Here is a 23,209-nt window from a genome sequence, read left to right on the forward strand (position 1 = left end):
GTGAGAGTTCTTCTGCGGCCCGGGATGGGTTGCTGCCAGGCTCGACGCTTGTGATCCGGCATGACTCGAAACATAACTGGCGCCCCAGCGGCTGCCGTTCCCCCGAGATGTCTGCCGGACGCGGGCGTCGGCCTGGCCCACCCGTTGGCTTGATCAGCAGCTTGTCCGCCTTGCGGCGTGACTCATCACAGTTCCGCCACGCGGTGACTCCACCCAGGCCGACGCCACCTCCAGCCGTCCGCCCAGTAAGGAGAACAACCGCGTGGCCATCCTCGCAGAAGAAGTCGACGGGGTCATCGGCGTCGACACCCACCGCGACACCCTTGCGGCAGCAGCCGTCAGTCCCATCGGCGCCGTGCTGGCCAGCACCGATTCACCCGCCAACGCCCGCGGCTACCGCCGTCTCCTGGACTTCGCCCGCGAGCACGTCCCCGGGCGGCGCTGCTGGGCTCTGGAGGGTATCGGCAGCTACGGCGCCGGCCTCGCAGTCTTTCTCGACCAAGCAGGCGAGCGCGTCGTCGAGGTCTGCCGGCCCAAGCGGTTGCCCAATCGGGGCGGGCGCAAGACGGACATGCTCGACGCCATCCGGGCCGCGAAGGAAGCGCTGGCCACCGAGCATCTGATCCAACCCCGGCTTCGCGGCGAACGCGAGGCCCTGCGGGTCCTCCTTGCCACCCGTCATGGCGCTGTCCTCGCCTCCACGGCCGCGATCAACCAGCTCAAGGCCCTGATCGTCTCCGCGCCGGATGGGCTCCGAGCCGAGCTACGGAAACTCAAGCGTCCGGCCCAGATCGCCTACTGTGCTCAGCTTCGGGACCGTCCGGCACAGAGCCTTGAGCACCGGATGACGGCGCGGGCCCTGCGATCCACTGCCCAGCGCATCCAAGCCCTACAGGCCGAGGCCAAGGATCTCGAGAAGGACATCCACGCCCTGGTCGCAGACATGGCTCCGGAACTCCTCGACCTGCTCGGCGTCGGTCCGATCACTGCGGCTCAGATCCTGGTCAGTTGGTCCCACCAGGGACGATTTCGTTCCGAAGCGGCCTTCGCCTCCTTCGCCGGCGTCTCACCTATTCCCGCATCGTCCGGACTCACGAACAGGCACCGGCTCAACCGCAGCGGAGACCGGCAGCTCAACCGGGCCCTGCACACCATCACCTTGATCCGCATGCGGCTCGACCCCGCCACGAAGGCGTACGTCGCCCGGAGGATCACTGAGGGAAAGACTGCCCGCGACGCGCAGCGATGCCTCAAGCGCGTCATCTGCCGCCAACTCTTCAAGACCCTCGAACGGATCGACCGCCCCGCACTCAGGAGCATCGTGGATCTTGTTCAAGCGGCTTGACACGACATAGCAGCCTCGGGGGGCACGCGGGCGGGGACATAACGGCACGGGCACGTGGAACATCACGTGGACACATGCAGTCCCCGGTAGTCCTTCTCGGTGCCGGGACTTCCAGCCGTCGCTGAAAGCTCCGTGCCCGGAGGAGCTGCCGGGGGCCTGGCCAGAGCCGACGAGGGGGTCACTCGGTCGACGGGACGTCTCCGTCGGCGGTGCGGCTCGCTCTGGTTTTCTGGTGTATTGAAGATTCTCCTCCCAATTTCTCGCTGGTCAAGGGGTTTGATAACTCTTTCTCAGGTATGCCCGGGATCGAGAGGGTGTGTGATCACCGTCACCTCGTTTCTTCGGGTTCGGTGTCGTCCGGATGCGGGGTGCCGGGCGTATGCCGGGTGAGACCGAGGAGATCCAGGAGTTGTTTGTTGACCGTCGAGGAGTTCGAAGAGTTCTACGCGCAGACGGCTGCCCGGCTGACCGGGCAGCTGTTTGTCATGCTCGGCGACCAGCACGAAGCGCAGGACGTGGTGCAGGAAGCTTTCGTCAAGGGCTGGAGCCGGCGGCGCCAGCTCGACCGTGACGGGCAGCCCGAGGCGTGGATCCGTACGGTCGCCTGGCGGCTGGCGGTGAGCCGGTGGCGGGGGCGGCGCCGGACGGCGGATGCCTGGCAGCGCAGTGGTGCCCCGCCGCATACGGAGGCGCCCGGACCCGAGTCGGTGGCGTTGGTGGAGGCGCTGCGGGGGCTGCCGCCCAAGCAGCGGCGCACGCTGGCGCTGCATTACGTGTGCGATCTGACCGTCGAGCAGATCGCCGCGGAGACCGGTCTGGCGGCCAGCACCGTCAAGACGCATCTGGCCCGGGGCCGGGCCACGCTCTCTCACCGTCTGCAGGATCCGCGTACCGAGGAGTGGCCCTGTGTCTGAACCCCATGACCCGCTGAGGTCCCTGTTCAAGGAAGCCGCCGCCGCCGGGCAGGCCCGCGCGCGGTCCGCTCCGTCCTCGGTCATCACCGAGCGCGGGGAACGAGTGCGCAGGCGCCGGATCGTCGCGCTGGCCGTGGGGGCCTGCCTGGCCTTCTCGGGCACGGGCGCGGCCGTGGCCTCGCTGGTGCCGGACAGCACGGGCACCACCGTCCCCGCCACCACTCCCTCGCCCGTTCCCTCGCCCCGGCTCTCTCCGTCCCCGACCTCCCCGAGCTCGTCGAGCTCCTGGCCCTCCTCGCCGCGGACCAGTCTGCCGCCGTCGGGCACACCCTCCGACCGCCCGACCACATCACCGCCATCGCCCACCAGGAGCGTCACCTTCCCGCCTCCCTGACCTCCCGCCGCTCCCCCGACTTCGTGTGCCCCCGGTGCCCGCCCTGCCGGGCCATGCGGTGTGCGCTGAACCGACCCAGGAGATTCTGTTGTGATCCTTTCGACCCCCCAGCGACCGCGCGAGCATCCGCCCGTCCGGGCCAGGACCGCTCCCGGCGTGCCCCGCGACGCCCCGTCGCCGGGCACGGAGCCGGGCACGACCCCTGGTACGAACCCCTTCGCCCGGCTGTTGCTCCGGATCGGGCCCGCCGACCGCGAGGTGCTCTGGCTCTACCTGCTGACCCGGGTGGGCATCTGGACCATCGCCTACTGCACCCGCTGGATGTTCCCCGACGAACCGGGGACCCATCACGCCGCCTCGTTCTTCTCGTCGTGGCAGCGGTGGGACTGGTGGCACTACCTGCACATAGCCCAGCAGGGCTACTTCCCGGGCCAGTCCGGCCCCTGGACATCCGGCTGGGACAACAGGGAGGCCTTCTTCCCCGGCTTCCCGTTCCTGCTGCGGGCCGTGCACACCGTCGTACCGAGCTGGCCGGCCGCCGGTGCGCTGATATCCCTCGTCGCCGGCGGCGTCGCCGTGCTGGCCCTGGCCCGCATCGCCCGGCTGCACCTGCCCCAGGCCGAAGCCGGGCAGCGCGCGGCCCTGTTCTTCCTGCTCTCCCCCTGTGCGGTCTTCCTGGCCGTCGGCTACACCGAAGCGCTCTTCCTCGCCCTGGCCCTGCCCGCCTGGCTGGCCGCCCAGCGCCTCAACTGGCCGCTCGCGGCCGTCCTGACGTGCCTGGCCACCACCGTCCGGGTCAGCGGCCTCTTCCTCGCCGCGGCCCTCGCGGTCCACTTCCTGATGACCGCGCGCACCCCCGCCCACTGGCGCCGTCTGCCCTGGCTGGCGCTGCCCGCCCTGCCGCCGTTCCTCTACAGCTGGTACCTGCACGCGCACACATCCGACTGGATGGCCTGGAAGCACGCCGAGGAACGCGGCTGGTACCGCGACTTCCACGCCCCCTGGGAAGCCTGGAAGAACACCTGGCACGCCGCCTTCGGACACTCCCAGGCCACCGGGTACGCCCTGATGTGCCAGGCCGAACTTCTCACCATGCTGGTCGGCATCGTCCTGTGCGGCCTGCTGGTCCGGCGGCGGCGCTGGGCGGAAGCCGCGTACATCGCGCTCAGCCTGTGGGCGCTGGGCACCTCCTACTGGTACACCTCCATTCCCCGCGCGACCCTCCTGTGGTGGCCGCTGTGGACCGGTCTCGCCGCCTGGAGCCTGCGAAGTCCACGCGTCAAGACCGCCTATCTCGCCGTCGCGGCACCCCTGATGACCGTCTTCGCCGTCACTTTCCTCTCCGGACGCTGGGCCGGCTGACCCGCCCGCGGCCGGGGCGGCTCACCCTCCCGGCCGGTCCGGGTGGCACCGGGGCCCGCGCGGGTGCTTGCTGGTCCCGGGGTGTGTCGGTCCTTCGACCGTCCCGGAGCCGGAGGAGGCGAGCGACCGCCCATGGAGACGCGAGGCCGGGCTCTGCGCACGCCGCGGGCCGCGGGAACGGCCGGGGTGGTCTTCGCCCTGCTGCTCGCCGCCGCCATCGTCATGATCCGGCTGGCGATTCCCTCCGAGCAGGGCAAGGGCTCCGGCGAGTGGCTCACCGACCCCTCGCGCCGGCGCACGGTGCGGACGGCGCTCGAACTCGTCCCGTTCGCGGGCATCGCCTTCCTGTGGTTCATGGGGGCCGTACGCGCCCGGATCGGGGACGCCGAGGACAAATTCCTCGCCACCGTCCTCCTGGGCAGCGGACTGGTCTTCGTGGCCACCCTTTTCGGGGCCGCGGCGGCGGCCGGAAGCCTGCTGGCGACGGCCGACGTGTCCGGGGCCGATCCCGGGCAGCAGCTGTGGTTCTTCGGCGGGCACTTCACGTACGGCCTGCTGACGACCTACGCGATGCGCATGGCCGCGGTCTTCGTCTTCTCGACCTCCGCCATCGGGCACCGGCTCGGCATCCTGCCGCGCCCGCTCACGGTTCTCGGCGTCCTCGTCGGCCTGAACCTGCTCCTCGTGACCGGCACCGTCGCCTGGTCCGAGCTGGCGTTCCCGCTGTGGGCCCTGGTCGTCGGCCTCCACATTCTCGTACGCACCGCGGCGAACCCGTCGGCCCACCGATGACCTCATGACTCCATCGGTCCGCCTGTGCTCGCGGATCCGGAACGGCCCTCGCACGCTGATGCGGGGGTACTACTGGAAGGGCGGCCCCTTGATGAGGCTTGTCGTCGATCTCAACCGGTGCCAGGGGTACGCACAGTGCGCCTTCCTGGCACCCGATGTCTTCGCCATGCACGGCGAGGAATCGCTGTTGTACAACCCGCACGCCGAGGCGGCGCAGCGCGAGCAGGTGCTGCGTGCCGCCACCGCGTGTCCGGTGCGGGCCATCCTGGTGGAGGACCCGGACGACGCACCGGACCGGGTGGAAGAAGAGGGACTGTCCGGTGTCCGGTGACGGTGCCCTGGAGCAGCTGAGGCGCGAGGGGCGGATCGTGATCGTCGGCGCCTCCCTGGCCGGCCTCCGGGCCGCGGAGACCCTGCGGGAGGAGGGCTTCACCGGTTCGCTCACGCTGATCGGTGACGAGCCCCATGAACCGTACGACCGCCCGCCGCTCTCCAAACAGGTCCTGCTGGGCCACGCGTCCGCCGATCGCACCGAGCTGCCCCGGCGGCACGGGCTCGACGCGGACTGGCGGCTCGGGGTCGCCGCCGCGGGGCTGGACATGGCGGCCAGGCGGGTGCGGCTGGCCGACGGCGACGAGGTGGAGTACGACCGGCTGCTGATCGCGACCGGTGTACGTGCCCGGCCGTGGCCGCATCCGACGGAGGCCGAACTGGACGGGGTCTTCGTGCTGCGCACCCGCGACGACGCGGCCCGGCTCCAGCGGCGGCTGGCCGCATCGCCCCGCCGGGTGCTCGTCATCGGCGCGGGCTTCACAGGCTCGGAGATCGCCTCGGCCTGCCGCGAGCGCGGGCTGCCGGTGACCGTCGCCGAACGCGGGGCCGCTCCCCTCGTGGGCGCGCTCGGCGGTGTGATCGGCCAGGTGGCCGCGGAACTGCAGCGCGAGCACGGCGTGGACCTGCGCTGCGGAATCATGGTCACCGGGCTGGAGGGCGACTCCGCGGGACGCCTGCGGCGTGCCCATCTGTCCGACGGCACCACCCTCGACGCGGATGTCGCCGTCGTCTCGCTCGGCGCCACCCGGAACACCGAGTGGCTGGCCGGATCCGGGCTCGGCGCCGGTCCGCGCGGAATCGCCTGCGACGCGGGCTGCCGGGCCTTCGACGTCCGCGGCATCGTGACCGACGACGTCTTCGTCGCCGGTGATGTCGCCCGGTCCCCGCACGCGCTCTTCGGCTACCAGTTCCTCTCCCTGGAGCACTGGGGCAACGCCGTCGCGCAGGCCGCGACCGCGGCGCACAACATGATCAGCAGCAGCTCCGAACGCCGCCCGCATCTGTGGGTCCCCGCCTTCTGGTCCTCGCAGTTCGGGGTCAACATCAAGTCGGTCGGCGTCCCGTCCCTGGGCGAGGAGGTCATCGTCACCCAGGGCTCGCTCGCCGAGCACCGCTTCACCGGCGTGTACGGGTACCAGGGCCGGGTCATCGCCGCGGTCTCCTTCGACCAGACGAAGTGGCTGGAGTTCTACCAGCGGCAGATCGAATCGGCCGCCCCGTTCCCCCCGGAGTACTCCTCGGTGGACCGCCGCCCCGAAGGTCTGCGACCGGTCCCGGCCGACTTCCCGGACCCCTCGCTGCCCACCCACGGGCCGTCCGTCACCGTCAGCGGCTACTCGCCGACCGACCAGCGGATCACCTTCACCCCCGCCCGCGCCTGACCCCAGCAAGGACCCCGCCACCATGACGCAAGACACGCTCCTGCGGCAGATCACCGACTACGCCAACCGTGCCGACCCGTACCCGCTGTACACCGAGCTCCGCAAGAAGCCGGTGCGCCAGGAGGGGGCCGAGCTGTTCGTCGTCAGCACGTACTGGGAGATCAAGAGTCTGCTGCACGATCCGCGGATCAGCTCGGACGCCCGCAACCTCTCCCCCGGTGCCGCGGGCACCCTGCTCCAGGAGGAGGAGGCCTCGCCCCTGCCGCCCGCCTTCCTGCGGCTGGACCCTCCCGAGCACGACCGGTTGCGCCGTATGACGATGCGCCCGTTCGGGCCGCCGGAAACGCCCCGGCGCGTCCACAACATGCGCGGCGAACTGGCCCGCATCGTCACCGACCTCATCGACGGTTTCGGGGACCGGAAGCAGGTCGACATCGTCGACGACTTCTCGTACCCCTTCCCCGTCACCGTGATCTGCCGGCTGCTGGGCATTCCGCGCGAGGACGAGGCCCGCTTCCACTCCTGGGCCGACATCATCGCCGCCGGCCTCGACCCGGACCCCGACCAGGACCCCGGCGAGCGGCGCCGCGTCACCCAGCAGGCCCGCACCGAACTGGGGATGTACCTGTCCGGGCTCATCGACGAACGCAGCGGGGCGCCCGGCGACGACATGCTCTCCGAGCTGGTCACCCAGCACGGGCCGGACGGGCAGATGACCCGGATGGAAGTGCTCAGCACCGCCGCCCTGCTCCTGATCGCCGGTCATGAGACCACGGTCAACCTCATCACCAACGGGATGCTCACCCTGCTGCGCAACCCCGACGTCCTCGAACGGCTGCGCAACGACTCCCGGCTGGCCGTCCCGCTCGTGGAGGAGCTCCTGCGCTTCGAGCCCCCTGTGCAGTTGCTCCCGCAGCGCACCACCCTCGCGGACATCGACATCGCGGGCACCACCATCCCCGAGGGCGCCTCCGTCTGGCTCGTCCTGGCCTCCGGCAACCGGGACCCGAAACGGTTCCCCGACCCCGACCGCTTCGACCCGGACCGGCAGGACATCCAGCATCTCGGCTTCGGCAGCGGCATCCACAACTGCTTCGGCGCACCCCTGGCACGGCTGGAGGCGCAACTCGCCCTGACCGAACTCGCCCACCGGCTCGACGGCCCGCGGCTGGTGGAGGACCCTCCCCCGTACCGGCAGAACGCCGTGCTGCGCGGGCCCCGTCATCTGAACGTCGCGTTCGACGGCCTCCGTACCCGGGGCCGGTTGTTTGGCACATGATGGGCGGATGCCGACGCACGAACCGGACCGGCGCGACCCCGGCCCCTCGCTGGAGCAGATCCTCGGGCTGATCGCCCCCGGGATGCTCGATGTCGTCGTGGCGCCGCGCGGTACCGGTGTGCCGGTGACCGATGTGGCGCTGCACGACCCCGGCGAGGAGCGGGACGACGGCACGTGGGCGGCGGCCGGGCTGATTCTGCTCGTGGTCGGGATGGAGGTCGCCTCGCCCGACGCCGTCGACGTGCTGCGCGGCGCCGACCGGGCCGGGGCCGCGGCCGTGGTGATGCGGCGGGGCGGCCGGGGGCCGCGGGCAGCACTGCTGGAGGCGGCGGGCCGGGGACGTACGGCGCTGCTGACCCGGCGGCCGGATCAGGGCTGGACGGAGGTGCTCGGCCGGCTGCGGACCGCTCTGGTGCACAGCGCCCCGGCCGGGGCGGGCGGAACGGCCGGGCTGGCGGGGCTGCGGCTCGGCGATCTGTCCGGACTGGCCAATACGGTGGCGGACCTGGTCGGCGGAGCCATCACGATCGAGGATCCGCAGTCGCGGGTGCTGGCCTATTCGCGACTGGACCACGAACCGGATCCGATGCGCCGGCTGACGATCCTGGGCCAGGAGGTCCCCCGCTGGCGGGTCGTCGAGCTCCGCGAGAGCGGCTTCTTCCAGGCCCTGTGGAGCACCGAGGACGTGGTGCGGCTGCCCGCCGACGCCCGGTACGCCGAGCGGCTGGCCATCGCGGTGCGTCACGGGTCCGAGGTGCTCGGGTCCCTCTGGGCCGCCGCCGACGGGCAGCCGCTCGCCGAGGACGCGGCGGCCTCGCTGCGCACGGCGGCGCGGGCCGCCGTACCTCATCTGTCCCACCACCAGACCTGGGGCCGGGCCGCGGCCAGGGCCCGGGAGGGGGCGGTGCACGCGCTCCTGAGGGGGGACGTCCGGGCCGCGCACGAGGCCGGGGTCGCGACGGACCGGCCGTACGTGGTGGTGGTCGCGGAGGCGTACGACGGGCGGGTATCCGGTGCCGGTGAGGCGTACGACGGGCGGGAGTCGGGTGCCGGCAAGGCGTCCGGCGTCGCCGGGCAGCGGGTGCTGGATGTGCTGGCGCTGCAGGCCGCCGCGTACCGGCCGGGGTGCGTGAGCGCGCGGTCCGGGCGGCTGCTGTACGTTCTGGTCCCGGCCGGGGACGGTGAGACCGATCCGGCCCGCACCCTGCTGGCGACCGCGCGCTCGATGCCGCGCGGCGTGGTCCTCGCGGGCGCCGGACCGGTGGCGGCCGGGCCGTCGGGGCTGTCCGCCTCGCGGGAGACCGCGGAGCTGGTGGTGCGGGTGCTGCGGGAGCGGGCCGCGAGGCTGCCGGCCGGGGAGGCGGTGTCGGCGGTGGCGGCGTACGACGAGGTGGTCCCCGGGACGACGGTGCTCCGGCTGCTCGACCGGGTGGAGCCGTTGTGGGGGGCACTGTCCGGGCCGGTGCACGCGATGGTGGAGCACGACCGGGCGCACGGTTCGGCGTACGGCGATTCGGTCGCCGCCTATCTCGACGCGTCCTGCGACACGGGCACGGCCGCGCGGCGCCTCAATGTGCACCCCAACACCCTGCGGTACCGGCTGCGCCGGGCCCGGGAGCTGTTCGGCGTCGATCCGGCCGACCCCGCCGTGCGGCTGCTGGCGGAGGTCGGACTGCGGCTCGCGGCCCGCCGGCCGCCCGGGACGGACGGGCGTTGATCGTTCGGCTGTCCGGTACGGCAAAGGAATCGGGCAGGCGTCGTCGTGTCGGTCGAAGACGCGCCGCCCCCTCCGCGCCGAAGCTGTCCGTACAGCCGATTCGAAGCTGTCCGTACGCCCGGCACGAAGCCGTCCGTGCGGACCAGGTGGCAGATGGAGGGGTGATGTCGTGGTTCGCATGACTTCAGACTCGGCGGCCCGGCAGCGCGGTGACCGCCGCACGGCGGCGCTGGCGCGTGCCGTCGAGTACGGGCTGCTCGGTCCGCACGCGCCCGTGGTCGGGCTCCTCGACGTGGACAGTGTGCTCGACGCGGTGGACGCGCTGAACGAGGCGTTCGAGGGGCCCGCCCCGGTACGGCACACCTTCGCGGCGAAAGCGTGCGGTCTGGTGCCGGTGCTGCGGCTGCTCGCGGACGCGGGGATGGGGTGCGAAGTGGCCTCGCCCGGTGAGCTGGAGCAGGCGCTGGCGGCCGGGTTCGCGTACGACCGGCTGGTCTTCGACAGCCCCGCGAAGACGGTCGAGGAGCTGGAGTTCGCGCTCGCCCACGGCATCGCGATCAACCTGGACAACTTCCAGGAGATGGCCCGGGTGGACCGCCTGCTGGCCGGCCGGGAGGCCGCCGGACCCATCGGCCTCCGGGTGAACCCGCAGGTGGGGGCGGGGGCCATCGGCGCGATGAGCACCGCGACCGCGACCTCGAAATTCGGCGTCGCGCTGCGTGATCCGGGGGCCGTCGACGCGGTGGTCGAGGCCTTCGAGCGCCGGCCCTGGCTCAACCGGCTGCACGCGCACGTCGGTTCCCAGGGCTGCCCGCTGCCGCTCATCGCCGAGGGCATCCGCGCGGCGTACGAGCTGGCCGAGCGGATCAACACCCGGCTGGGCCACGCCCGGATCACCGGGATCGACATCGGCGGCGGCCTGCCCGTCAACTTCGCCGACGAGGACGACCGGCCCACGTACGCCGACCATGTCGCCGGACTCCGCGAGGCCGCACCGGGTCTCTTCGACGGCCGCTACACCCTGGTCACCGAGTTCGGCCGCTCCCTGCTCGCCAAGAGCGGGACGATCGGCACCGTCGTCGAGTACACCAAGTCCGCGGGGGGACGGCAGATCGCGGTCACGCACGCGGGTGCCCAGGTCGCCACCCGTACCGTGTTCATGCCCGGCTCCTGGCCGCTGCGCGTCGGGGTCTTCGACGCCGCGGGCCGCCCCAAGCAGGGCCCGGCCCAGGTCGTCGACATCGCGGGCCCCTGCTGCTTCGCCGGCGACCTCACCGCGAGCGGGCTCGAACTCCCCGTCGTCGAACCCGGCGACGTGGTGGCGCTCTACGACACCGGGGCGTACTACTTCTCCTCGCACTTCTCGTACAACTCGCTGCCCCGGCCCGCGGTGTACGGCTACCGCACCGGCGCCGACGGACAGGTGCGCTTCGCGCTGGTGCGCGAGGCGCAGAGCGTGCGCGGGGTCGTCGAGGAGAGCGGCCTCGCGCAGGCCGACAATCTGGTGGCGCTGTCCGCGAGGTGAACCCCCGTCAGGACCTCCGGCCGAAGAACTCGATCTCGGCGACGGCGAGCCGGCGGCCGGGACCCGCTCCGTAGGTGGTGTCGGTCGTGAGCCGGGCCCTGACGATCTCCGATCCGCGCAGGTCGAAGGTCTGCTGGCCCGGTTGGTCCTTGACCCGCAGCTTCTTGCTGACACTGGTTCCGTCGGCGGAGGTGAGCAGGACGGTGATCCTGGCCGGGCGGGCCTGGGTGAGGAACTCGTCCATCTTGGCCGACGTGCCCGCGAAGACGACCAGCTTCAGCACCCGTACCGGCTGCTCGAAGTCGCACTCCAGGTACTGGCCCACCCCGGTGTCGGACCCGGCGGCCGAGGGCGCCCAGTAGCGGTTGTTGAAGCCGTCGAACGCCGCACCCGCCGGGTGCCCCGCAGCCCGGCTGGAGGCCCGGAACCGGGTGGGCGGCACCGCCTCCGGCGTCCCGGTCTCGTCCTTGGCGAAGCCGAACCAGCCGGACACGTGCGGAAGGGCGAACCAGACACCGCACGCCAGCACGATCAGCACGATCGGCAGCGCCAGACCGGGGCGGCGCCACAGCCGGCGCCTCGGCCGGGTGCCCGCGGTGGGTGCCTGACGCGGTCGCCGCCGGAAGATCCGGCGCCACCAGGGAGGCCGGACGTCGGGCGGCGGGCCCGGGTCCAGGAGCAGCGCGCAGCGGATGCACAGGGTGCGGTCCGGGGCGTTCTCCGTACGGCAGTTGGGGCAGCGGACGGGCGGGGCGGGAGGCGGGCCCGGGGGTGTGCTCGGCGGGCCGGGCGGTACGTCGGGCAGCGCCTCGGGCCCCGGGACCGGCTCGTCCGGGTCGTCGCCTGGGCGACGCGGGGCGGCTGCCGCGACAACAGGGGGAGGGGGAGGGGGCTGAGGGGACGGCTGGGGTGCGGGGTGTGGCTGAGGTGAGTGGTGCGGCTGAGGTGAGTGGTGTGGCTGGGGTGGCCGGTGCGGCTGGGGAGCCGGCTGCGGCCGGGGCGCCGGGGTGGCCGGAGGCGCCGGGGAACCGCTCTGCGGCGCCTCCCACTCCAGGAACGCCTGGCACGACGTACAGAACTGCGTCCCCGGCGCGTTGTTCTGGCCGCACGTCCCGCAGATCACGAGACCTCCAGGTCGAAGCCCACGTGCGCCGGGATCTCCGTACGGATCAGCTCCTCCAGCCGTACCCGGTCGACCTGGTACGGCTGCGCGGCCCGGACCCGGACCGTGACCCATGGCCGCGGGCCGCCCGGGAACCGGGTGTGCGGCGTCGTCGACCACGCCGTGCCGCCGCTCTCCACGATCTCCGGCTCGATCCCGGTCTCCAGGAACACCGCCTCCGCGAGACCGCGCCGGGTGCCTCGCCGGCTGTGCCGCTCGACCGCGCCGCGCACCGTCGCGCGGCGCTGCTCGACCGGGCGGTCCGTGCGGGTGTCGACGGCCACCCACTGGGCCAGCCAGGCCAGGAAGTCCTCGGGCGCGCTGCGGGGGTCGAGGTGGGCGGGCAGATTGTCGATGGAGAGCAGGACCGGGGCGAGTACGTCGTCGAGCGCCGCGAGGAACCGGCGCAGGAAGTCCTGCTCCAGGTAGACCGCCGGGAGCTGTTCGATCAGCGGGTGCGGTGTCGGCAGGCCGGTCACGGCTGTGCGCATGGCGGTCAGGCCTCTCGTACCCGGAGCTGGTGCTCGTAGCTGAAGACCAGCGCGTGCCGGTCCAGTGCGATCTTGGTGGTGGGCTCGCCGCGCTGCCCGTTCACGGGGTCGGCGGGGAAGAGGCGTACGTCCTCCACCAGGTCCACGCCCGGCACCTGTTGCAGTACGGCGAACGCCTCGCCCGACTGGATCGGCCGGCCGAACGGCCAGCCGTCGCGGCCCGGTCCGCCGCTCAGCGGGTTGAAGTAGCTGTAGAGGGCGGTCAGCGCCTCCTCGCGCACCTGCTCCAGCACGACACCTCTGCGGGCCTGGACCGAGGCGACCACGGTGACCCCCTGGTAGAAGGGCCGCTCGACCACCAACCGGGCGCCGATGGGCCTTCGTTCGTCCAGATGGCCCGCGATCAGGGCGAGGGTGTGCTGCGGCGGGATCAACTCGTCGAACTGGATCCGGCCCTGCTCGTCGCTGCGCCCGGCCGGCACGACGAGCAGCCGCACCCCGCCCGCCTCGACGTCCGGGTCCCCGCCGGCCGGGATGCACTGCACCCGGGACGCGTCGGGCGCTACCTCCCGGGCGAGCAGTTCGTAGTCGTGCGGCACGACGGCCCGGTGCAGGGTCCGCAGCGTCATCGGGCCGCGCACCCGGGCGCTCTCCACCGTCTCGCCGTCGACCCCGCCGAGCGCGGGGCGGCGGTTCTCCACCCGGGCCACGTACGGGATGGCGCTGCGCAGCACCCGGAGCGTGGCGCGGGCGACATTGCCGCGCAGCCCCCCGCCGGTGCGGTACGAGCGCACGCGCACGGCGGCGCCCTTCGGCGGCACCTTCCCGTAGTAGCGGATGGAGCCGTCCCGTTCCCGTACCGCCGGACCGAACTCGACCCGCCCCGAGTTGGGGTCGAGCGTGATGTGCCGGTCCTCGGGGCCGGAGTGCGCGAAGTCGTCGACCCGGGTCCACTCCGTGCCCTGCGGGTCTCCCGCCGGGTCCGCGACCTCGACGACGAAGTCGCCGGGGACGACCGGCGGGCGGCTCACCGTGAAGATCTGGCCGGGTACGCCCTCGGCCGGGCCGAGCACCTCGTCGGTCACGGTCTCGGCGTGCACGGCTCCGACGGTCGCGCCGATCGTGAACGCGGTGATCCGGCGGACCACCGGGGGTGCCATGTAGGTGGGTTGGCCCGGGACGGCCTCCACCAGACGGCAGCGCAGCCAGCCGCCGGTCCGGCGTACGACGACGGCCGGCGTGTGGCCCTCCGGGAGATGCAGGATCAGCTCTCCGGACCGGTTGAAGCCGCCGGTGTCGTCCTTCTCGATCTCGCAGGCCGTCCAGGCACTGCCGTCCCATGCCTCCCAGAGCAGCGGCGGCCGCAGCGGGTCCACGCCGACGCCCTCGACCGCGCAGTCCAGCCGCAGCACGACGACTCCCGAGGGGACGGCCGCGGACAGGCCCACGTAGAGGGCGTCGCCGGGCGCGGGCGTGGCGCCGAAGCAGGGGACGGACCGGCCGAGCGCGAGTTCCTCGGTACGGTCGACCGCGTCGCCGGACGTCGGCCAGGTGGCGAGGTGGGCGAACTCGCAGGGCACTATGGACAGTTCGCCGACGGTCGTGAAGACCACCGCCTCCTCGGTCTCCGTGCGCACGGTCGCGACCTCCGTACCGGCCCGCACCCGCACCGGTTCGGGCTGCGGCGCGGAGAGCCGGAACGTCACATCGGTGTGGGCGGCCGTGGGCGGGTGGAGCCGGACCCCGATCAGGTCGAGGAAGGTCAGATAGCTCTTCTCCGGGACCCGGTTCACCCGGTAGACGAGCTGGTCGACCATGGTCGCGAAGGCCTCGATGAGGGTCACGCCCGGGTCCGACACATTGTGGTCGGTCCACTCGGGGCAACGCTGCTGGACGAGCCGTTTCGCCTCGTCGACCAGGCCCTGGAAACGGCGGTCGTCCAGATACGGGCTGGGCAGCGTCACGCGCCGTCCACCTCCTCGTGCTGCGGGATCACATAGAACGGAAAGACAAGGTTCCGGGGGTCGTTGGCGCCCCGGACGGTGTAGCCGATGTCGATGTACAGGACCCCGTTGTCCACCTCGTCGAACCGGACGACGACCTCGGTGACCTCGATCCGGGGCTCCCACCGGTCCAGCGCGAGACGCACCTCGTACGCCAGCTGTCCGGCCGTGCCCGCGTCCGCCGGGGCGAACACGTAGTCGTTGACGGCGCAGCCGAACTCCGGCCGCATCGGCCGCTCGCCCGGTGACGTCGCCAGGATCAGCCGGATCGACTCCTCCAGCTCGTGCTCCCCACGCACCAGGGCGATGGAACCGGTGGCGTCGGTACGCGGCGGAAAGGCCCAGCCCGCGCCGATGAACTCCTGACCCATGGACGCTCAGCCTCCGATCAGCACCGTCAGGCACCCGGACACGATCGGCGCGCCGCAGGCGGCCCGGTCCCCGACGCGTGCGGCGGGCTGCCCGCCGATCAGCACCGTGGTGCTGCCGGGCGGCGTGATCGCGGACGGGGCATGCACCGCGGGCGGCGGCGACGCGCACAGGTGCGGGGTGCCGACCGTGGCGGCGGGGAGCCCGCCGATCAACACGGACGGGACGCCGGGGGGCCCGACCGTGCCGGGGTGTCCGGTGGGGTCTCCGACCCGTGCGGCTGCCGCCGCGGCTGCTGACATGGAAGTCCGTTCCTCTCGCTCAGCGCGTCCGCGCGGTCAATTGATCTTCACCATGGGTGCGTTGATGGCCAGGGAGGAGCCGCCCTTGATGTCGGTGCGCTGCGTTCCGTTGACCGCGACCTGGGCGCCCCGGACGTCCACCGTGCCGCCGGTGGAGAGCTTGACCTCACCGGTCCCGCCGTCGACGCTCACTCCGCTGCGGGACTTCAACGTGACGCTGTCACCGCTCAGTTCGAGCGTGCCCTGCCCGCCGTCCAGCGCGACCCCGCGGGCCGCCTTGATGGACACCTGCTGCTTGGCCTCGATGTTCACGCTGCCGTCGCTGTTGATCACGATCACGGTGCCCTTGCGGTCCAGATCGATCTTCAGCTTTCCGTCGCCGGTGAGCAGGCGTACGCCCTGCGGCCCGTTGGCGTTGTCCAGGATCTCCAGCTGGTTGCCGCTCTTGGAGGCGATCGAGCGTCGGTTGACGGCCCCGCTGGTCGGGTCGACCAGCGGGTCCCCCGGGGCGGACTCCGGGGCGGGTCCGGCGGTGGGCGGTGCGCCGGAGACGGCCCCGGGCGCGCTGGCCGCGCCTCCCGGTCCACCGCCGGCCGGGCCTCCGCCGGCCGGGCCTCCGCCGCCTCCGCCACCCCCGCCGCTGCCGCTGCCCTGGGACGGCCGGTCCTTCCCGTTGTACAGACCGGCGAGGACGTACGGACGGTCCAGATGCCCGTGCTCGAACCCCACCAGCACCTCGTCCCCGACCTCGGGGATGAACGCCTCGCCGCCGCTCGTCCCGCCCGACTGGGCCGTACGCGCCCAGTCGCTCGCGTACTCGTCCGACAGCCAGGGGAACCGCACCTTGACCCGGCCCGAGCCCTCCGGGTCGTGGGTGTCCGTGACCGTCCCGCTGACCAGCCCCGCGCAGCGCGACCCTCCCCCGCCGGCTCCGGACCCGCCGGACCCCGGCCCTCCGCCGGTCAGCCCGAACAGCGAGCGCTCCTGCTGACCGGAGACGGTGAGCCAGGTCTCGTACCCGCGTACCGGGTCGAAGACATGCCGCGACGACGTGACCGTGTACCGCCCCTCGAACGGCGCCCCCACCGCGTTGAGCGCCACCGCGCTGCCGGCCCGCACCTCCGGGTTCCCCCGGATCACCGCCTCCAGCTCCGCGAACGACCCGGCGATCCGCTCGGCCAGCGCCTTCGCGGCCTGGTCCACCTGCGCCTGGGCCCCGTACGCCGCGTCCGTGACCACGAAGCGCGCCTCGCCGAACGGGGCGGACACCTCGGCCGCGCTCACCCCCAGCTCCAGCGTCGCCGACTTCCCGGCGGGCGCCCGCCCGACCAGCGGCTGCTTGGCCTTGATGTCCCAGCCGCGCACCTCGACCTCGGAGACCTGCTCGGCGGAGGACACCCCGGCCCGGCAGCGCAGCAGATTGCTGCCCATCTCCAGGACCAGCGGATTGCGGTCGGCCCGCGCCGAACCGTCCGGTGCGCCGCTCGCCTCCGCGGGCCGGGTGATGTGCAGCTGCCCGTCGAGCACGTACGCCTGGGCGCCCGCCTCCTCGGCCAGGTCCCGGATGAACTCCCAGTCGGTGACGTTGGGCTGGGCGATGTGTTCGAGCACGGGACCGGCCACGTCGACCGTTCCCGGCTTCAGTCCGGCGCGCTGGGCGACCTGGGCGCAGATGTCGGCGAGCGTCATGTTCTGGTAGCTGGCCACCCGGCGGCCGCGGAACAGCCGGTGCGACTCGTCGAGACCGCGTACGACGGTGAAGGTGCCGGTCTCGTCGAGCTCCACCTCCAGCGCGGTGACCACCCCCTTCAGCAGCGGTTTCGGTGCCGGGTCGCCGCCCGCCCGAGCCAGCAGCCTGACCTCGCTGCCGATCTTCAGCCCGGTCTGCTCCAGCAGCACCCGGTCCGGATCGCGGAAGCGCAGGAGGAACAGGTCGGGCAGCGTCCGGCTGTCGTCGACGTACCCCTCGACCAGCGTGTTCACGAACTTCGCCGGCAGCGGACTGCCACCGAACTCCACCACCAGCGCCGTCGCGACGCCCGGCTGCGCCATCAGGACCGCCCTCCGTCCCGGCCCTCTTCGAGCCGGCTCAGCTCGTCGAGCGCGGGGAGCAGCAGCTGCCGGCCGGGGGCCAGCCGCATCGGGTCGTCGATCCCGTTCGCCTCCGCGATCACCCGCCACGCCGCCGGATCGCCGTACTCGCGCTGGGCGAGCGACGGCAGCGAGTCCCCGGCATCCAGCCGGTGCACCCGGCGGGCCGCGAGGGCGCCCGAGGTCGGGTTCTGGCCCGGGGTGTCGCCGCTGATCTCCTCCATCGTCACCTGACAGACGGCCCGGATCGGCACGCCCGACGTGGTGAACAACGTGTATTTCGCCTGCACTTGACTGACGTAGCCGGGGAATCCGGTCAGCCCGCCCCAGTGGAAGACCACCCACGGCGGCGAGGAACGCTGCTGCTGCCGGGTCTCGTTCGTCGGCACGCAGCACGCGAAGAGCTGTTCCACGGAGGTCACCACGCGGGTGTCCTGGGTGTCGCTGGCGTCGAAGAACATCTCCACGGTGAGCTTGCTGGGCTGCGAGCCCTGGTACTCCGGCGGGCCGGAGCTCTTCGCGCCCTTGGCCGGGCTCCGCTTCCAGGAGGCGGCCTTGGTGAGGCTGAGCTCCTTGGGGTTGAACTGGAAGTCGATCCGCCCGCACGGGCCGCCGGGGTTGAGGCCGCCGCCGGTCGGCGGGGTCCGCAGTTCCAGATAGGCGTGCTCCAGCTTGGGCCTGGCCGAACCTCCCTTGCCCGCCTTCGCGGCCGACGCCCCGGACGTACCGGCGGCGCTGAAGGCGATGGGACCCGCACCGCTCACGACGCTCAGCCCTCCATCACATAGCCGTGATGGGCGATCTCGATCGTCTCCATCGCGACCTTGGGCGATTCGGGGGTGAAGGAGGGGCCGGTCCAACGGACGGGCACGACCTCCAGCAGCCCCCACTGGGCCACCTTCTGCCCGTCCCCGGTGCGCGCCTCGATGTGCGCCGTCTTGCGGCTGAACCCGGTCGTCATGGTGGCGAACCAGCGCGCCACTTTCTCGGTCTCCTTGGTGAGCGGCCTGGACAGCTTGACGTTCGAGTACTTCAGGCGGGTCGGCAGCTGCCACAGATGCCCGTTGTTGCCGCCCTCCTCCCGTGTTTCGAGGACCACTTCGCAGCCCAGCCCGTCGCATGTGTTGAACGATCCGAGCTCGATGTCGTCGATCGTGACGACGAAGCAGACACTGACGGCGGGATCGTTGTCCTGGGCGGTGGCCATGGCGCGTACCTCTCGATTTCAGTGCCTGATGGTGATCTCAGTGCCTGGTGTTGATGAGGAATCCCGCTCGTTCGCGTTCCAGCCGCAGATCCGCCTTGAAGAGCCTGCTGAGCGGCGGATACAGGGCGCGTACCAGCTCGTCGGTGACGACGGGCGCTCCACCCGGGGCGGTGGCATGGGCAGGAGCGCCCGGCGCACCGTGTCCCTCGGCCGTGGACCCGGGCTCCGGTTCCGGTCGGGGCTCCGGATCGGGTTCGGGCGAGGGCTCCTGAAGCGGATCCGGTGGCGGTGGCTCCTCGGTCTCCGTCTCGCGCTGGACGACGGGCGGCGCGTACGGCGGGGGCGGCGCCCCGAAGACCACACTGCCGTCGGCCATCCGCTGAGCCACCCCGGCGGCCACGGCGACCGAACCGGCCGAGGTGAAGGAGGGTGCGGACGGAGTGTGGGCGGCGGACGGTGCGGTACGGCTACCGGAACCCGGCCATGAACGCGGCACCGGCGGCCCCCCGGCTGCCTGACGCTGCAGGGCGGGAAGCGGCGGGGAGGGCGCACCCGTGGCCTGCCCCGGAGTCGTGGCGGTACGTTGCAGCGCCGCCGGTACGGATGGTGTCGCCGGTACGGATGGTGTCACCGCCGCCATCGACGGCGCACCCGGCCCGGCGGGCGTCCAGCGCACCGGTACGGCATCGGGCAGGGACGGCAGCCCGGGACCCGGCACCGGCCCCGCACCGGCCGGCGGCGACAGCGCCACCCCGTCCGCGGCGGAGCGCTGCACGGCGCCCGTCCCACCGCTCCGACCGTTCTGGAGCGTCACGGGCCGGTCGGCGAGCAGCGGCGCGACCGGAGCGGTGGTCGGGGGTGGCGCCATGGGCGCCTGCGGCGGCACGGCGGGAGTCCGCTGCACGGCCGGTGCGGGCGCAGGCGCCGGTACGGACTCCGCCGCGGCGGGGAGCAGGGGAGAGTCACCGAGCAGCGGCGCGGTGGGCGCGTCGGAGTCGGCGGCCGCCTCCGTGGCCGCGGGCACCTGAGGGGCCTCGGGTACCTCACCGGCACCACCGTCCGCCACACTCCGGGCGACCGGAACCGCTCCGGCCGCCCCTTCCGCCTCCGGACCGGCGTGGGCAGCCTGTCGCTGTGCCGTGGGCGGCAGTGCGGACATCGGCGCGCCGAGTCCGGGCGCCCGCCGGGGCTGGTCCGGGACCGGCGGCCGCACCGACCGCTGAACGGGCGGGGCCGGGGAAGCCGACTGGGGCGCAGTCGGCTCGGGCGCAGTGGATTCGGGCACAGTGGATTCGGGTGCCACCACCAGGGGCTGCTCGCCCACCAGTTGGCGTACCGGCAACTCCGCCACGGCCGACTCCCCGGCCGACGTCATCGCGGGCTCACCACCCGGGACAGCGCGCTGCACGGGCACGGACAGGAGGACGGACCTGGCACGGACCGGCAGCTCCACCGAACGCTCCACGGACCGCTGCACCGGCGACGGACGGTCCGCGGTCGCCGGGCCGGCCGGGGCGGTGATCCCGTGCACCAGCCCGGTGGGCGCGTCCGGGCTGACCAGATGCCCCAGCGGTGTCCCGAGCGAGGTGTCCTGCCGGGTGGAGAGCGACCCCTGGAATCCGGAAGGGTCGATGACCAGATCCTGAGTACCCAGGGTCCGCTGGATGGGCGGCAGTTCGGCCAGATCGACCCGCTCGCGCGGCACGTCCGGCACAGCGGCGCCCGCGCTGCCCGCCTCCGCAGCCGTACTGCTCGTACTCGTCTCCGTGCGCCCGCCACCGCGCAGCCAGGACATCAGGCCCATGGATTCTTCCGCCCTCCCTGCGCTGTTCGCTACTGCCCGTTGAGGCGAGCGATCTGTGCGACGAACCTCAGTCGTTCCGGGTGCTCCAGATCCAGCAGCTCATCGAGCGGCCAGTGGAAGTGATAGGCGAGGTACGCGACCTCCTCGTAGAGCAGGTCGGCCGCGTACGTCACGATTCCCCCAGGCGGCCACCGGCGAGATTCACCGCGAACTCCTCCTGGCAGGCCGGACAGGTGACGGCGGCGCGGGTGTGCCCCTCGGCGTTGATCCGCCGGTAGAAGTCCTGGAGAAAGGCCAGGTCGGAGGCGAAGAGGTCCTCGATGATGCCGGGGTGGATGTCGTCGATCGTGCCGATCCGGGTGACGACCCGGGCGATGAGCACGACCGAGAGGTACGCGGAGTTCTCCCGCACCCGGTCGTCCCGCAGCGGTACGAGTTCGTCGCGCGCGGTCGCGAGCCGCATGACGCCCGTATGGTGCACGACGCCCGCATCGTCGACGTACCCGCGCGGCAGCTCGAAGGTGAACTCGGTACGGAGCGTGTCCCGTTGGCCGGACCGTCCGCTCCCGCCGGCCGGGAGGTGTGCGTCCGGCCGTTCGACGGCCTCCGCCGGAGCCGTACGTCGCATCAGTCGAGTTCCATGCTCTCGTAGGTGATCGCGAGCTTCTCCGTCAGGACGGAGGTGTCACCGGCCTTGAGGGTGCCGATCTCCAGGGACTTCGGCCAGGCGTTGATGAGCTTGTAGCGCTTGATGGCGATGCCCTCGTGGTCGTACACGATGACCGCGCCGTTGCGGCGGGCCGCGGTCATCCGGCCGAACCGGGAGTCCTTGATCCACCGTTCGAAGCTGTTGTCCTCGGTGAGACCGCGGGTCACGGTCACCTCGCCGGCCTTCGGCCTGCCGGGGAGCTTCTTGATGGCGTAGCGGCCGTCCGCGGTGTTCTGCTTCAGCTCGATGACGTCCTGCTCCATCTTCAGACCGCTGACCTCGGTGATCTGCTTGATGACGACGCTGTCGAATTCGAGGCCGAAGGAGGCCCCGACGGTGCTGTCGAGATCGGGAAGTGGCACAACAGGCTCCTTTACCGCTTTAACCGCTTGGTGGATCTCAGGACGGCCGCGCTGCTACGGCCCGGCTCCCGGCGGCGCTACTCGTCGACGCCGCCGGTGCCCCCGGTCAGCTGGGAGAGGCGGAAGACGACGAACTCGGCCGGCCTGACCGGTGCCACCCCGATCTCGCAGATGACCTGACCTGCGTCGATGCTCTCCGGCGGGTTGGTCTCACGGTCGCACTTGACGTAGAACGCCTCTTCCGGGGTGAGCCCGAACAGCGCCCCCTTGCGCCACTCGTTGACCAGGAACGCCGAGACGGTGCGCCGGATACGGGCCCACAGGGCGTCGTCGTTCGGCTCGAAGACGACCCACTGCGTGCCGGCGAGGATCGACTCCTCCAGGTAGTTGAAGAGGCGCCGGACGTTCAGATAGCGCCAGGCCGGGTCGGAGGCCAGCGTGCGCGCGCCCCAGACCCGGATGCCGCGCCCGGGGAAGGCCCGGATGCAGTTCAGCCCGATCGGGTTGAGCAGATCGTGCTCGCCCTTGGTCAGCTGGGTCTGCAGGGCGACCGCCCCGCGCACGACCTCGTTGGCCGGCGCCTTGTGCACACCGCGCGACTCGTCGTTGCGCGCCCAGACCCCGGCGATGTGGCCGCTCGGCGGTACGAGCCGGGCGCGCCCGGACGAGGGATCGGCGACCCGGATCCAGGGGTAGTAGAGCGTGGCGTACTTGGAGTCGAAGTTGGCGCGGTCGGTGCGCCAGGCACGGATCTGCTGCGGGCTCAGTCCCGGCGGCGGGTCGAGAATGGCGACGCGGTCGCCCATCAACTCGCAGTGGCTGATCAGCCCCTGCTGCACGGCGATCACCGACTCCAGGTCCAGCAGCCCGCGTTCGTACGCGCTCATCAGGTCGGGCACGGCGATGGTCGTGACCTCTTCGACCGCTTCGAGCCCGCCGAGCCCGGTCCGCCGGTCGGGGTCGCCCACGTACAGCTCGGGGGTCAGCGCCCCGGCGGCGGGTGAGGCGGGCGCGGCGGGGGCCAGGGTCACGCTCTGCGGCCCGGGTTTGGCCGGGGCGGCTCCGCGGGCCGTCTCGCGGATCTCGATGAGCTCCGACTTCGCGTTGACCCGGGTGGCGACGTTCTCCTTGCTGCGCTTGGTCGTGACGCTCGGGTACGTCTCCGCGACCTGCCCGTCCCGCTTCACGATCAGCTGGAAGACATCGGAGGGCGGATCGTCCCCCTCCGCCTCGGCCACCTCGACGGTCACCTCTCCCGTCACACCGGGGCGGGGCCTCACCGCGTACGGCCCGAGCTGCGTCTCCGCCCCCGCGGGCAGCTGCCCGACGGCCTCGCCGCCCTCACCCTCGCCCTCGGCGGGGAGTTCAGTGCCGTCATCAATACGCACCACGTAGCAGACGCCACCACCGTTGGCGAAGAACCCGTACACGGCGGACGCCAGATACGTACCGTCGACGAAGTCACCGAACGTGCCGGCGAACTGGCTCCAGTTGGTGATCAGCGTCGGCTCGTCGAACGGGCCCTTGCGGGCGAAGCCGACGAAAGCGGCGACCGAGGTGCCCACCCCTTCGATCGGCCGGGATCCGGACTCGATCTCTTCGACGTAGACGCCCGGGGACAGGTACGACGGCATGTGAGTCTCTCCTTGGCCGGGAACGCCCGCAA

At 72.3% G+C, this 23,209-nt stretch carries 23 protein-coding genes; 10 read left to right on the forward strand and 13 right to left on the reverse strand.

Annotated elements, in window-relative coordinates; genetic code table 11:
* The first annotated feature begins 262 nt into the window (after window positions 1-262).
* From OG611_RS06865 to OG611_RS06910, 10 genes are all read left to right on the forward strand, one after another.
* Window positions 263-1,345, forward strand: coding sequence for an IS110 family transposase (locus OG611_RS06865; protein WP_266414248.1), 1,083 nt, complete (start codon window positions 263-265; stop codon window positions 1,343-1,345).
* 416 nt (window positions 1,346-1,761) lie between these two features.
* Window positions 1,762-2,259, forward strand: a complete 498-nt coding sequence (locus tag OG611_RS06870) for a SigE family RNA polymerase sigma factor (protein WP_266416532.1) — start codon at window positions 1,762-1,764, stop codon at window positions 2,257-2,259.
* Window positions 2,252-2,653 (forward strand): hypothetical protein, encoded by a 402-nt coding sequence (locus tag OG611_RS06875; protein ID WP_266416534.1) that lies wholly within the window; start codon window positions 2,252-2,254, stop codon window positions 2,651-2,653. Before OG611_RS06870 ends, OG611_RS06875 begins: the two co-directional genes overlap by 8 nt.
* Before the next feature lie 225 nt (window positions 2,654-2,878).
* On the forward strand, window positions 2,879-4,015 hold the full coding sequence (locus tag OG611_RS06880; RefSeq protein WP_266425600.1) for a mannosyltransferase family protein: 1,137 nt from the start codon (window positions 2,879-2,881) through the stop codon (window positions 4,013-4,015).
* Window positions 4,016-4,147: 132 nt separating this feature from the next.
* Entirely contained in the window at window positions 4,148-4,807 is a 660-nt protein-coding gene (locus OG611_RS06885) for a hypothetical protein (protein WP_266416535.1), read from the forward strand.
* Window positions 4,808-4,898: 91 nt separating this feature from the next.
* Entirely contained in the window at window positions 4,899-5,138 is a 240-nt protein-coding gene (locus OG611_RS06890; protein ID WP_266416536.1) for a ferredoxin, read from the forward strand.
* The gene (locus OG611_RS06895) at window positions 5,128-6,522 is read left to right on the forward strand and encodes an NAD(P)/FAD-dependent oxidoreductase (RefSeq protein WP_266416538.1); all 1,395 of its coding nucleotides are present in this window, start codon (window positions 5,128-5,130) and stop codon (window positions 6,520-6,522) included. Before OG611_RS06890 ends, OG611_RS06895 begins: the two co-directional genes overlap by 11 nt.
* Before the next feature lie 22 nt (window positions 6,523-6,544).
* Entirely contained in the window at window positions 6,545-7,801 is a 1,257-nt protein-coding gene (locus OG611_RS06900) for a cytochrome P450 (protein ID WP_266416540.1), read from the forward strand.
* Between the two features lie 7 nt (window positions 7,802-7,808).
* A complete protein-coding gene (locus OG611_RS06905; RefSeq protein WP_266416542.1) occupies window positions 7,809-9,518 on the forward strand; it encodes a CdaR family transcriptional regulator in 1,710 nt (569 codons plus the stop codon).
* Between the two features lie 178 nt (window positions 9,519-9,696).
* Window positions 9,697-11,043, forward strand: a complete 1,347-nt coding sequence (locus OG611_RS06910; protein ID WP_266416544.1) for a diaminopimelate decarboxylase — start codon at window positions 9,697-9,699, stop codon at window positions 11,041-11,043.
* A 7-nt stretch (window positions 11,044-11,050) separates the two neighbouring features.
* Here OG611_RS06910 and OG611_RS06915 read toward each other — a convergent pair whose 3' ends face one another.
* From OG611_RS06915 to OG611_RS06975, 13 genes are all read right to left on the reverse strand, one after another.
* Window positions 11,051-12,166, reverse strand: coding sequence for a discoidin domain-containing protein (locus OG611_RS06915; protein WP_266416546.1), 1,116 nt, complete (start codon window positions 12,164-12,166; stop codon window positions 11,051-11,053).
* Window positions 12,163-12,696 (reverse strand): phage tail protein, encoded by a 534-nt coding sequence (locus tag OG611_RS06920; RefSeq protein WP_266416548.1) that lies wholly within the window; start codon window positions 12,694-12,696, stop codon window positions 12,163-12,165. The genes OG611_RS06915 and OG611_RS06920 overlap by 4 nt, the downstream gene beginning before the upstream one ends.
* A gap of 5 nt (window positions 12,697-12,701) precedes the next feature.
* A complete protein-coding gene (locus OG611_RS06925) occupies window positions 12,702-14,660 on the reverse strand; it encodes a putative baseplate assembly protein (protein ID WP_266416550.1) in 1,959 nt (652 codons plus the stop codon).
* A complete protein-coding gene (locus tag OG611_RS06930) occupies window positions 14,657-15,070 on the reverse strand; it encodes a GPW/gp25 family protein (protein ID WP_072488546.1) in 414 nt (137 codons plus the stop codon). Before OG611_RS06930 ends, OG611_RS06925 begins: the two co-directional genes overlap by 4 nt.
* Before the next feature lie 6 nt (window positions 15,071-15,076).
* Window positions 15,077-15,370 (reverse strand): PAAR domain-containing protein, encoded by a 294-nt coding sequence (locus tag OG611_RS06935; protein ID WP_266416553.1) that lies wholly within the window; start codon window positions 15,368-15,370, stop codon window positions 15,077-15,079.
* A 36-nt stretch (window positions 15,371-15,406) separates the two neighbouring features.
* Window positions 15,407-17,422: a VgrG-related protein gene (locus OG611_RS06940; protein ID WP_266416555.1), complete on the reverse strand. Its 2,016-nt coding sequence runs from the start codon at window positions 17,420-17,422 to the stop codon at window positions 15,407-15,409.
* Window positions 17,422-18,225, reverse strand: a complete 804-nt coding sequence (locus tag OG611_RS06945) for a LysM peptidoglycan-binding domain-containing protein (RefSeq protein WP_266416558.1) — start codon at window positions 18,223-18,225, stop codon at window positions 17,422-17,424. The genes OG611_RS06940 and OG611_RS06945 overlap by 1 nt, the downstream gene beginning before the upstream one ends.
* 5 nt (window positions 18,226-18,230) lie before the next feature.
* On the reverse strand, window positions 18,231-18,668 hold the full coding sequence (locus tag OG611_RS06950) for a phage tail protein (RefSeq protein ID WP_093549687.1): 438 nt from the start codon (window positions 18,666-18,668) through the stop codon (window positions 18,231-18,233).
* A 37-nt stretch (window positions 18,669-18,705) separates the two neighbouring features.
* Complete coding sequence (locus OG611_RS06955; protein WP_266416563.1) at window positions 18,706-20,472, reverse strand: hypothetical protein; 1,767 nt, start codon at window positions 20,470-20,472, stop codon at window positions 18,706-18,708.
* A 29-nt stretch (window positions 20,473-20,501) separates the two neighbouring features.
* Window positions 20,502-20,645 (reverse strand): DUF6760 family protein, encoded by a 144-nt coding sequence (locus OG611_RS06960; RefSeq protein ID WP_093896703.1) that lies wholly within the window; start codon window positions 20,643-20,645, stop codon window positions 20,502-20,504.
* On the reverse strand, window positions 20,642-21,100 hold the full coding sequence (locus OG611_RS06965; protein WP_266416565.1) for a hypothetical protein: 459 nt from the start codon (window positions 21,098-21,100) through the stop codon (window positions 20,642-20,644). Before OG611_RS06965 ends, OG611_RS06960 begins: the two co-directional genes overlap by 4 nt.
* Window positions 21,100-21,543 (reverse strand): phage tail protein, encoded by a 444-nt coding sequence (locus OG611_RS06970; protein ID WP_072488539.1) that lies wholly within the window; start codon window positions 21,541-21,543, stop codon window positions 21,100-21,102. The genes OG611_RS06965 and OG611_RS06970 overlap by 1 nt, the downstream gene beginning before the upstream one ends.
* A gap of 77 nt (window positions 21,544-21,620) precedes the next feature.
* The gene (locus OG611_RS06975; RefSeq protein ID WP_266416567.1) at window positions 21,621-23,177 is read right to left on the reverse strand and encodes a phage tail sheath family protein; all 1,557 of its coding nucleotides are present in this window, start codon (window positions 23,175-23,177) and stop codon (window positions 21,621-21,623) included.
* Between the last annotated feature and the right edge of the window lie 32 nt (window positions 23,178-23,209).

This window comes from Streptomyces sp. NBC_01363, from assembly GCF_026340595.1.
In the GTDB taxonomy this organism is placed as follows: domain Bacteria; phylum Actinomycetota; class Actinomycetes; order Streptomycetales; family Streptomycetaceae; genus Streptomyces.